The sequence below is a fragment of the Kitasatospora sp. NPDC001539 genome (assembly GCF_040298565.1).
Classification (GTDB): domain Bacteria; phylum Actinomycetota; class Actinomycetes; order Streptomycetales; family Streptomycetaceae; genus Kitasatospora.
In genome coordinates this window covers 1-10,927 of sequence record NZ_JBEPAK010000238.1, presented here as the reverse complement: position 1 = coordinate 10,927, position 10,927 = coordinate 1, and the positions used below count along the sequence as shown (strand labels likewise).

7 protein-coding genes are annotated in these 10,927 nt (G+C 71.9%); 2 read left to right on the top strand and 5 right to left on the bottom strand.

The window, feature by feature from the left end; genetic code table 11:
• Positions 1 to 153: 153 nt before the first annotated feature.
• The 3 genes from ABT247_RS27280 to metH form a co-directional block, all read right to left on the bottom strand.
• Positions 154 to 1,773 (bottom strand): ABC transporter substrate-binding protein, encoded by a 1,620-nt coding sequence (locus ABT247_RS27280; protein WP_350747326.1) that lies wholly within the window; start codon positions 1,771 to 1,773, stop codon positions 154 to 156.
• A 260-nt stretch (positions 1,774 to 2,033) separates the two neighbouring features.
• On the bottom strand, positions 2,034 to 2,738 hold the full coding sequence (locus ABT247_RS27275; RefSeq protein WP_350747324.1) for an HAD family hydrolase: 705 nt from the start codon (positions 2,736 to 2,738) through the stop codon (positions 2,034 to 2,036).
• A 152-nt stretch (positions 2,739 to 2,890) separates the two neighbouring features.
• Entirely contained in the window at positions 2,891 to 6,400 is a 3,510-nt protein-coding gene (metH, locus tag ABT247_RS27270; protein WP_350747321.1) for a methionine synthase, read from the bottom strand.
• A 142-nt stretch (positions 6,401 to 6,542) separates the two neighbouring features.
• Between metH and ABT247_RS27265 the strand changes: the two genes are divergently transcribed.
• On the top strand, positions 6,543 to 7,640 hold the full coding sequence (locus ABT247_RS27265; protein ID WP_350747318.1) for a glycoside hydrolase family 18 protein: 1,098 nt from the start codon (positions 6,543 to 6,545) through the stop codon (positions 7,638 to 7,640).
• A gap of 6 nt (positions 7,641 to 7,646) precedes the next feature.
• Here ABT247_RS27265 and ABT247_RS27260 read toward each other — a convergent pair whose 3' ends face one another.
• Positions 7,647 to 8,162, bottom strand: coding sequence for an SRPBCC family protein (locus tag ABT247_RS27260; RefSeq protein WP_350747315.1), 516 nt, complete (start codon positions 8,160 to 8,162; stop codon positions 7,647 to 7,649).
• A 387-nt stretch (positions 8,163 to 8,549) separates the two neighbouring features.
• Between ABT247_RS27260 and ABT247_RS27255 the strand changes: the two genes are divergently transcribed.
• Positions 8,550 to 9,503, top strand: coding sequence for a PAC2 family protein (locus tag ABT247_RS27255; protein WP_350747312.1), 954 nt, complete (start codon positions 8,550 to 8,552; stop codon positions 9,501 to 9,503).
• Between the two features lie 66 nt (positions 9,504 to 9,569).
• Here ABT247_RS27255 and mshC read toward each other — a convergent pair whose 3' ends face one another.
• Positions 9,570 to 10,799 (bottom strand): cysteine--1-D-myo-inosityl 2-amino-2-deoxy-alpha-D-glucopyranoside ligase, encoded by a 1,230-nt coding sequence (gene mshC / locus ABT247_RS27250; protein WP_350747309.1) that lies wholly within the window; start codon positions 10,797 to 10,799, stop codon positions 9,570 to 9,572.
• Positions 10,800 to 10,927: the final 128 nt, after the last annotated feature.

Below are 10,927 nucleotides of genomic sequence, written 5' to 3'. Positions count from 1 at the left end.
CCGCCCCCACACCTCAATCATCCCCTGTACGGGCTTGGGGGGGGGCGGCCCGCGTGGCCCCCCGCCGGCCGGGGGGGGGGGCCACCCCCGGCGGCGCGACCCCCGCCCCGGGTTCGGGGAGCGGACGGGCCGGCGTTCGCGCGGTGCGCGGCGTTATTTGGTGTTCCGGCCGATGTCCCAGAAGCGGAAGACGCCGGTGCTGTCGACGGTGGTCTCGACGCCGGTGACGTACCGGCGGGCCACGTAGAAGGCCTTGTTCTGGTACAGCGGGATGAGCGGCGCGCTGTCGGCCAGGATGCTCTGGACCTGGTTGTAGGTCGCGGCCGCGCCCCCTCGGTCGGCCTGCTTGAGCCCTTCCGGGAGCAGCTTCTGGCTGACCCGCTCGTCCTCCCAGCCGCTGTGGAAGACGCTGTCCGCGGCGACCAGCGGACCGATGAAGTTGTCCGGGTCCGGGTAGTCCGCGGTCCAACCGACCAGGTACGCCTGGTACTTCCCCTCGTTGCGGCCCTTCTGGTAGGCCGTCGGGTCATTCTCCACCTGGGTCGTCACCTGGAAGAGACCGCCGGCCTCCAGCTGGCGCTTCAGCGTGTCGACCTCGGCGTTCCCGGTGCGCGAGCGCCCCGAGGTCAGGTTCAGCTTGACCGGCGTGGGGACCTTCGCCGCGGCGAGGATCGCCTTGGCCTTGCTGACGTCCTGGTCGCCGTACTTGTCGTAGAAGGCCGTGTTGTGGCCGGTGATGCCGGTCGGCACCAGCGAGTACAGCGGCTGGACGGTGCGGGCGAAGACGTCGCGGGCGAGCGCCTTGCGGTCGATCAGCTGGGCGACGGCCTGCCGGACGGCGACGTTGCCGGTGGTCGCGTCCTTGGTGTTGAAGACGAGCGAGTTGGTGTCGGAGCTGTCGCCCTCGACGACGTTGAGGTCGGTCTTGCCGCCCTGCTGGTCGGCGAGGAGCTGGGCCGCGGTGTTGGGCTCCAGGCTGTTGTCGACGAGGTCGACCTGCCCCTTGTCCAGCGCGTCCTTCAGGTCGCCCGGCTTGTCGAAGTAGCGCACGGTGAACTTGCTGTTCTGCAGCTTGGCGTCACCGGCGTACTTGTCGTTGGGCGTCAGCACGACCTTGGCGAGGACCTTGGAGCCGCCGCCCTCGGGGGTCATCGTCTCGATCGAGTCGAACTTGTAGGGACCGGAGCCGACGACCTTGTCGTTGTCGAGCAGCTTGTCGGCCGGGAAGACCTGGTGGTCCACGATGGCGCCGGCGGGGGTCGCCAGCTTGGCCGGCAGGGTCGCGTCGGCGGCGGTCAGGTGGAAGACCACCTCGTTGTCGCCCTTGGCCTCGACCGACTTGATCGTGTCCAGCAGCCCGGAGGGACCGTTCGGATCCTTGATCTTCTTGCTGCGCTCGATCGAGAACACGACGTCGGCGGCGGACAGCGGGTGGCCGTTGGAGAACGTCTGGCCGGGGCGGAGCACGCAGTGGTACTCGGTGGCGTCGCCCCCGGTGAACCCGCAGGACTGCGCGGCCTCCGGGCTCGGCGAGCTGGCGGCGGCGGGGAAGGCCAGCAGCGACTGGTAGGTGTTGGCGAGCACCAGCCAGGAGCCGATGTCGTAGGCACCGGCAGGGTCCAGGACGCTGGTGAGGCCCCGGGTGCCCAGGGTGATGGACTTGCCGCCGCTGTCCCCCTTGACGGCGTCGGTGACCGATCCGCAGCCGGCCACCGTCACGGCGACCAGACCGGCGCAGCCGAGTGCTGCCAGGCGTTCAGCTGAAGTCTTCAAGGGCGCGTCCTTCTGGGTGGCACGAACCCGAGTAGCGTGCCATATCGAACACGCACGACCGATACCCGCGCAGATGACGTTTGGGACACGGTCGTTCGGGGCATCAGGGCGCGCCAGACGAGTTGTCAGCCAATGCCCGATTTCTCCCTGTCGAGACATCGTCGGCGACGCCTCGGGGGCGCTTACCTGCGGGTAGGCCCGGGGCACAATGAGATGACAATCACACTCAAGTGATGCTCAGTCGGTCCCACTCCCACCCGTCACACCCGCGAGACGACCAGCGAGCGCAGCAGCTCGAGGTCCACCTGCTCCAGCGACGGCACCACCAGCCGCCCCGGAGCGGGCTCGATCGGCGCCACCGAGGGCACCGCGACCACCGGGCAGCCGGCCGCCTCGCCCGCGCGCACCCCGGTCGGGGTGTCCTCGACCACCACGCAGCGGGCCGGCTCCGCGCCCAGTCGGCGGGCCGCCTCCAGGTACGGGTCCGGGAAGGGCTTGGTGCGCGCCACCTCGTCCCCGCCGATGGTGAAGGCGAAGCGCTCGGCGCCCAGCGAGCGCAGCACGATGTCGATCACGTGCCGGTGCGAGGCGGACACCAGGGCGGCCGGGACGCCGTGCGCGGCCAGGGTGTTGAGCAGCCGCTCGGCGCCGGGCATCAGCGGCACGCCGCCCGCCAGCAGGTCCACGAAGCGCTGGTTGACCAGCACGCCCAGGTCGGCCGGGGCGATGTCCACGCCGGTCCGGGCGACCAGGTAGTCCATCACCCTGGTCATCGGACCGCCCACCACGTGGGCCCGGTCCGCCTCGTCCAGCTGGTGGCCCAGCTCGGCGAAGAGCGTGACCTCGGCCTGCCACCAGAAGTCCTCGGTGTCCACCAGGGTGCCGTCCATGTCCAGCAGCACCGCCTGCAGGCCGCGGTCGTCTCCGTGGTCGAGCGCCAGGGCGGCGGTGGAGCTGGTGGTCATGGTGGGCCCTTCCGTCGGTACCCGCGGCACGCCCTCGGACGTTCCCCGGGGATGGCACAGGCCGGCCCGCTGGTGAGCGGACCGGCCCGTTCAGGATCATCAAGGATACGCCCGGTTCGCCGGAAAAGAGCGAACGGAGAAGGACGTGGTGGTTACCGCGCGTTGAAGTACTTCGCCTCCGGGTGGTGGATCACGATCGCGTCGGTGGACTGCTCGGGGTGCAGCTGGAACTCCTCGGAGAGCACCACGCCGATCCGCTCGGGCTTCAGCAGCTCGGCGATCTTGGCGCGGTCCTCCAGCTCGGGGCAGGCCCCGTAGCCGAGGGAGAAACGGGCGCCCCGGTACTTGAGCGCGAACATGTCCTTGACGTCCTGCGGGTCCTCCCCGCCGAAGCCCAGCTCGTAGCGGACCCGGGCGTGCCAGAACTCGGCGAGCGCCTCGGCCAGCTGCACCGAGAGGCCGTGCAGCTCCAGGTAGTCGCGGTAGGAGTTCCCGGCGAACAGCTCGTTGGCCGCCTCCGAGATCCGGTTGCCCATGGTGACCACCTGGAGGCCGACCACGTCGCGCTCGCCGGACTCCTCCGGGCGGAAGAAGTCCGCGAGGCAGAGCCGGCGCCCGCGGCGCTGGCGGGGGAAGGTGAAGCGGGTCCGCTCGGTGCCGTCCTCGTGGTAGACGATCAGGTCGTCGCCCTTCGAGTTGGCCGGGTAGTAGCCGTAGACCACGGCCGCCTCCAGCCAGCCCTCGGTCTGCAGGCGGTCCAGCCAGGCCCGCAGCCGCGGGCGGCCCTCGGTCTCCACCAGCTCCTCGTAGGACGGCCCGTCGCCGGTGCGCGCCGCCTTCAGCCCCCACTGGCCCTTGAACAGCGCGTCCTCGTCCAGCCAGGACGCGTAGTCGGCGAACGGGATGCCCTTGACGATCCGGTCGCCCCAGAACGGCGGGGTGGGCACGGTGTTGTCGACGGCGACGTCCGAGCGGATCTGGCCGAGGTTCACCTCGGGCTCCGGCTCCGCCACCTCGACCCGGGCGTGCCGGCGCTGCTTGAGCTCCGGCAGCTTCGCACCGGGCACGCCGCGCTTGACCGCGATCAGCGCGTCCATCAGCCGCAGGCCCTCGAAGGCGTCCCGGGCGTAGCGGACCTCGCCCTCGTAGATCTCGTGCAGGTCCTGCTCGACGTAGGCGCGGGTCAGGGCGGCGCCGCCGAGGATCACCGGGTAGGACGCGGCCAGCTTGCGCTGGTTCAGCTCCTCCAGGTTCTCCTTCATGATCACCGTGGACTTCACCAGCAGGCCGGACATGCCGATGACGTCCGCGTTGTGCTCCTGCGCGGCGTCCAGGATCGCCGAGACCGGCTGCTTGATGCCCAGGTTGACCACGTTGTAGCCGTTGTTGGACAGGATGATGTCGACCAGGTTCTTGCCGATGTCGTGGACGTCGCCCTTCACGGTGGCCAGCACGATGGTGCCCTTGCCCTCGCTGTCGGACTTCTCCATGTGCGGCTCCAGGTGCGCCACCGCGGTCTTCATCACCTCGGCGGACTGGAGCACGAACGGCAGCTGCATCTGGCCGGAGCCGAAGAGCTCGCCGACCACCTTCATGCCCGCCAGCAGGGTGTCGTTGATGATCTCCAGCGCCGGGCGCGCGGTCAGCGCCTCGTCGAGGTCGGCCTCCAGGCCGTTGCGCTCGCCGTCGATGATCCGGCGCTGCAGCCGCTCCTCCAGCGGGAGGGCGGCCAGCTCCTCGGCCTTGGAGGCCTTGACCGAGGCGGCGGAGACGTTCTCGAACAGCTCCAGCAGGCGCTGCAACGGGTCGTAGCCGTCCCGACGGCGGTCGTAGACCAGGTCGAGGGCGGCCTCGCGCTGGTCCTCGGGGATCCGGGAGATCGGCAGGATCTTGGAGGCGTGGACGATCGCCGAGTCCAGGCCCGCCTCCACGCACTCGTGCAGGAAGACCGAGTTGAGCACCACGCGGGCGGCCGGGTTGAGGCCGAAGGAGATGTTCGACAGGCCGAGGGTGGTCTGCACGTTCGGGTGGCGGCGCTTGAGCTCGCGGATCGCCTCGATGGTCTCGATGCCGTCCCGGCGGGACTCCTCCTGGCCGGTGGCCAGGGTGAAGGTGAGGCAGTCGACCAGGATCGAGCCCTCGTCGATGCCGTAGTCGGTGGTCAGCTCGGCGATCAGCCGCTCGGCGATCTCCACCTTCTTCTCGGCGGTCCGGGCCTGGCCCTGCTCGTCGATGGTCAGCGCGATCAGACCGGCACCGTGCTCGCGGGCCAGCGAGGCGATCCTGCCGAAGCGCGAGTCCGGGGCGTTGCCGTCCTCGTAGTTGACCGAGTTGAGCACCGCCCGGCCGCCGAGCGCCTCCAGGCCGGCCCGCAGCACGGGCGGCTCGGTGGAGTCCAGCACGATCGGCAGGGTCGAGGCGGTGGCCAGCCGGCCGGCGATCTCCTTCATGTCGGCGACGCCGTCGCGGCCGACGTAGTCCACGCACAGGTCCAGCAGGTGGGAGCCGTCCCGGATCTGGTCGCGGGCGATCTCCACGCAGGCCTGCCAGTCGCCGGCCAGCATCGACTCGCGGAACTTCTTCGAGCCGTTGGCGTTGGTGCGCTCGCCGATCGCCAGGTAGGACGTGTCCTGGCGGAACGGCACCGCCTGGTAGAGCGAGGCCGCCGAGGGCTCCGGCCGCGGGTCGCGCGGGGCGATCGGACGGCCCTGGACCCGCTCGACCACCTGGCGCAGGTGCTCGGGGGTGGTGCCGCAGCAGCCGCCGACCAGCGAGAGGCCGTACTCGCGGGTGAACAGGTCGTGCGCCTCGGCCAGCTCGGCCGGGGTCAGCGGGTAGTGGGCGCCGTCCTTGCCGAGTACCGGCAGGCCCGCGTTCGGCATGCAGGACAGGCCGATCCGGGCGTTCTTCGCCAGGTAGCGCAGGTGCTCGCTCATCTCGGCCGGGCCGGTGGCGCAGTTCAGGCCGATGTAGTCGACGCCGAGCGGCTCCAGCGCGGTGAGCGCGGCGCCGATCTCGGAGCCCAGCAGCATCGTGCCGGTGGTCTCCACGGTCACCTGCACCAGCACCGGCAGGTCGATCCCGGCCTCGGCGAGGGCGCGCTTGGAGCCGAGGACCGCGGCCTTGGTCTGCAGCAGGTCCTGGCTGGTCTCGACCAGGAGGGCGTCGACGCCGCCGGCGATCAGGCCGGCCGCGTTCTGCTGGAAGCCGTCGCGCAGCGTCTCGTAGGGGGCGTGGCCGAGGGTCGGCAGCTTGGTGCCGGGGCCGATCGAGCCGAGCACCCAGCGGGTGCGGCCGTCGGCGGCGTGGGCGTCGGCCACCTCGCGGGCGATCCGGGCACCGGCCTCGGACAGCTCGAAGATGCGGTCGGAGATGTCGTACTCGCCCAGTGCGGCGAAGTTGGCGCCGAAGGTGTTGGTCTCGACGCAGTCCACACCCACGGCGAAGTACGCCTCGTGGACGGAGCGGACGATGTCGGGGCGGGTGATGTTGAGGACCTCGTTGCAGCCTTCGAGGTTCTGGAAGTCCTCCAGGGACGGGTCCTGTGCCTGGAGCATGGTGCCCATCGCACCGTCGGCGACCACCACCCGGGTGGCCAGCGCTTCACGCAGCGCGTTCGCGCGGCTCTGCTGGGTGATGGACGGTTCGGCTGCAGTGGCCATGGGGCTTCTCCCTGGTGCGACGGCTGTCGGCTTTGCGCGTCCGCTTGGTCGGACCCGCACCTGGCCAGCGTATCCGCCCGGCGGCTTGCGCTGCGGGCCCATTCCGTATCCTGAGCGCTCGGCTCGAGGGGGGATCAAGCGCGTGACCAGGTTCCGAACCGCGGTGGCACGATCGGGCCGGGCCCTGGCGGCCCCGTTCCGGGCACTGCGCGAGCGGTGGAGGCGCTGGTCGCGCGGGCGCCGGGCGCTGCTGGCGCTGGGACTGGCGGTGGCCGTACCGGTCGCCGCGCTGGGGTCCGCGTTCGTCGCGATCCGGCTGCACTACTCGGGTGAACCGTCCGCCGAGGCCCGCACCCGCGGGCGGGACGCGCTCTGGCTCGGCCACGCCTGGGTGGACGGCCGCAGGACCGACGCCGATGTCGAGGCGCTGGCCCACCTGCTGGCCGGCACCGGCGTCCGCGACCTGTACGTGCACACCGGGCCGCTGGAGCACGACGGCTCGCTGCCGGCGTCCGTCCACCCGCGGGCCCGCTGGTTCACCGACACCGCCCACCGGATGCTGCCGGGCATCCGCCTGCAGGGCTGGCTGGGCGACGAGGTCGAGCCGGAGCGGGACGGGCTGAACCTGGACGACGCCCCCACCCGGGACCGGATCACCGCCTCGGCCGCCCAGGTGCTGGACCAGGGCTTCGACGGGGTGCACTTCGACATGGAGCCGATCCGCCCGGGAACGCCCGGCTGGCTGGCGCTGCTGGACCAGGTCCGCCCGGTCACCGCGGCGCGCGGCGCCGCGCTCTCGGTGGCGGCCCCGCAGATCGACCCCGTCCCCGGGCTGCACACCGCGGGCATCCTGCTCACCGACCACGGCAAGTGGTGGGACGAGGCGTACTTCCGGGAGACCGCCCGCCGGGTCGACCAGATCGCGGTGATGACCTACGACACCTCGATGCCCACCGAGCCGCTGTTCGGCGGCTACGCCGCGCTCCAGACCGAGCTGGCCCTGGAGGCCACCCCGCCGGACGTCGACCTGCTGATGGGCCTGCCGTTCTTCTGGGACGACAAGTGGGGCCACTGGGGCCGCGCCGAGACCGTCCCGGCGGCGATCCGGGGCGTCCGGCTCGGCCTGGGCCGCCAGGATCCGGGCCGGGCGGCCTTCGGGGTCGCGCTGTACGTGGACTTCGCCGCGACGCCCGAGAACTGGGCGGCGTACCGGAGCGGCTGGGTGGACGTCGGGTCGTAGCCCCGCTCAGGCCGCCATGCGGTGGGCCAGGGCTCCGAGGTAGCGGTGGAGGGTGGCGTCCTCGCCGGTCACGTAGTGCGCGACGGCCCGGTACAGCGGCTTGCGGACCTCGCCGCGCTCGGTGACGGTCAGCGAGCAGCCCGGCCCGGCCGGGGTCAGCACGTACGTCCAGGTGCCGCCGTAGGGCAGGTCCGGATCGGCGATGCCGGTCACCAGGCGGTGCGGGGCCTCGCTGGCCACCACCTCGTAGGTGGTGTGGCCGTGCCGGTCGTACTCGCGCCAGCGCGGGCGGCCGCCGGCCCCGGCGGGCAGCCGTTCGACGTGGGTGAGGCCCGGGCGCCAGGCGGGGTAGAGGTCGATGTCGGTCAGCACGTCCCAGACCGCGCCGGGCGCCTGGGCGAGCTCCAGGCCGCCCTCGGTGACGTGTTCCACCGGTAGCCGGCGCCCGGCCCGGTCCGCCGCCAGCAGCGCCGCGCCGGCCAGCGCCATCGCGGCCGCGCCGATCCACAGCCCTCGGTTCATCGGTCCGGCCCCTTCCGTCCGACTGCCCTCTCCTCATCATCCCGCCGCCGCGTGCGACGGGCACTCCGTCGCACTGCGCCACATTGCGTCGCAGGATTGTCACCCCCGGTCGCCGTTCGAACGCGATCCGCCCGCACGCCCCCGCCTGACGTGACGTCAGCTCGAGCCGTCCGGATATCCGCTGGATCGCGGCCGTCCCGTCCCCCAGACTGTCCCGGTGCCCGGCCGCCGTGCGCTTCAAAGCCCGTAGGCTGGGCAGGTAGGGACCATGGAGCGAGGCGTTCCATGGGAGACGAGAGGTTCGACAGGCGGCAGCCGGCCCGTCGGCGCTCCGGCAGGCCAGCCGGAGCGGCGCCGGTCCGAGCGCCGACCGGAGGGAGACGCTGGGTGATCGAGCTGGAAGATGTTCCCGAACTGATCGACCCGGTGATGGTCTGCGCCTTCGAGGGGTGGAACGACGCGGGCGACGCCGCCTCCGCGGCTCTGGCGCATCTGGACGAGACCTGGGGCGGCAAGGTGTTCGCCGCGCTGGACGCGGAGGACTACTACGACTTCCAGGTCAACCGGCCCACGGTCTGGATGGACGGCGGCATCCGCCGGATCACCTGGCCGACCACCCGGCTCTCGGTGATCCGGGTGACCGAGCCGGTGACCCGGGACGTCGTGCTGGTCCGCGGCATCGAGCCGAGCATGCGCTGGCGCTCGTTCTGCAACGAGGTGCTCGGCTTCGCGCACGAGCTGGGCGTCGAGCTGGTGGTGATCCTGGGCGCGCTGCTCGGCGACACCCCGCACAGCCGTCCGGTCCCGGTCAGCGGAGTGACCTCCGACCCTGAGCTGGCCCGCCGGCTGGACCTGGAGGAGAGCCGGTACGAGGGCCCGACCGGGATCGTCGGGGTGCTCCAGGAGGCCTGCACCCACGCCGGGGTGCCGGCCGTGACGCTCTGGGCGGCGGTGCCGCACTACGTCGCGCAGCCGCCCAACCCCAAGGCCACCCTGGCGCTGATCAACAAGCTGGAGGACCTGCTGGACCTGCGCATCCCGCCGGGCGAGCTCGGCGAGGACGCCCGGGCCTGGCAGCTGGGCGTGGACCAGCTGGCCTCGGAGGACAGCGAGGTCGCGGAGTACGTCCAGCAGCTGGAGGAGGCGCAGGACACCGCCGAGCTGCCGGAGGCCTCCGGGGACGCCATCGCGCGCGAGTTCGAGCGCTACCTGCGTCGCCGGGAGAACGTCGGGCCGACGGGCGAGAAGCCGGTCTCCGGGCACGCGACGGCCGAGCGGCCGGCCGAGCCGGAGGCGCCGGGGCCGGCCCGGGAGAGCCAGGACGGGCCCGAGGAGGAGTAGTCCGCGGCGGCGGAGGAACGCGGAAGGGGCGTCAGGACGCTTGGTCCTGACGCCCCTTCGCGTCTTTCAGAGCGCGACGCCGAGCAGGGCGTCCACGGTGCGGGTCACCAGGCCGGGCGCGCCGGTGTCGTTGCCGCCCTCGCCCTCCTGCCGGGCGGCCCAGCGGTCCACCGCGGCCAGGGCGGCGGGGGCGTCCAGGTCGTCGGCGAGCGCCGCGCGGACCTCGGCGAGCAGCTGCTCGGCCGACGGGCCGTCCGGCCGGGAGACCGCGGCGCGCCAGCGGGCGAGGCGCTCCACGGCCTCGTCCAGGGTGCCCTTGGTCCACTCCCAGTCCTCGCGGTAGTGGTGCGAGAGCAGCGCCAGGCGGATCGCCGCCGGGTCGACGCCCTCGCGCCGCAGGGCGGAGACGAAGACCAGGTTGCCGCGGGACTTGGACATCTTCTTGCCGTCCAGGGCGACCATGCCGGCGTGCACGTACGCCTTGGCGTACGGGTGGGCGCCGGTGGCGACCTGGGCGTGCGAGGCGCCCATCTCGTGGTGCGGGAAGGAGAGGTCGATGCCGCCGCCCTGGATGTCGAAGGTCATGCCCAGGTACTGCAGCGCGATCGCCACGCACTCGATGTGCCAGCCGGGGCGGCCGCGGCCGAGCTCGGTGTCCCAGGCGGGCTCGCCCGGGCGGGCGGCCAGCCAGAGCAGGGCGTCCAGCGGGTTGCGCTTGCCGGGGCGGTCCGGGTCGCCGCCGCGCTCGGCGAAGACCGGGCGCATGGCGTCCCGGGTGAGACCGGAGACTTCGCCGAAGTGCGGGTCGGCGTCGACGGAGAAGTAGATGTCCTCGTCCACCTTGTAGGCGGCGCCGGAGGCCAGCAGCTTCTGGACGATCGGGACGATCCACGGGATCGACTCGACGGCACCGACGTAGTGGGCCGGCGGGAGGAGTCGCAGGGCGGTCATGTCCTCGCGGAACAGGGCCGTCTCGCGCTCGGCCAGGGCCACCCAGTCCTGGCCGGTCTCGACCGCGCGCTGGAGCAGCGGGTCGTCCACGTCGGTCACGTTCTGGATGTACAGGACGTCGTGGCCGGCGTCCTTCCAGACGCGCTGCACCAGGTCGAACGCGTTGTAGGTGGCGGCGTGTCCCATGTGGGTCGCGTCGTAGGGGGTGATGCCGCAGACGTAGATCCGGGCGGTGCCGTCCTGCGGCACGACCTCCCGGACCTTGCCCGCTGCGGTGTCGAAGATACGGAGAGGGAGCCCCTGACCAGGCAGGGCGGGAACCTCGGAGGCGGGCCAGGCATGCATGGGATCGACTTTAACCTTGAGAACATTTGAAAGCCTAACCAGTAACAAAGATCGACTGGATTCGCTTCCTGTCGTTGCCTGAGCGCTTCCTGACTGGTACGGCACGTTCCGCCTGCCCGGATCCGGGC

What these genes read in the sequence shown, in the direction of transcription:
- ABT247_RS27275 (WP_350747324.1), bottom strand. Translation starts at nt 2,738, where the DNA reads ATGACCACCAGCTCCACCGCCGCCCTGGCGCTCGACCACGGAGACGAC.
- metH (WP_350747321.1), bottom strand. Translation starts at nt 6,400, where the DNA reads ATGGCCACTGCAGCCGAACCGTCCATCACCCAGCAGAGCCGCGCGAAC.
- ABT247_RS27260 (WP_350747315.1), bottom strand. Translation starts at nt 8,162, where the DNA reads ATGAACCGAGGGCTGTGGATCGGCGCGGCCGCGATGGCGCTGGCCGGC.
- mshC (WP_350747309.1), bottom strand. Translation starts at nt 10,799, where the DNA reads ATGCATGCCTGGCCCGCCTCCGAGGTTCCCGCCCTGCCTGGTCAGGGG.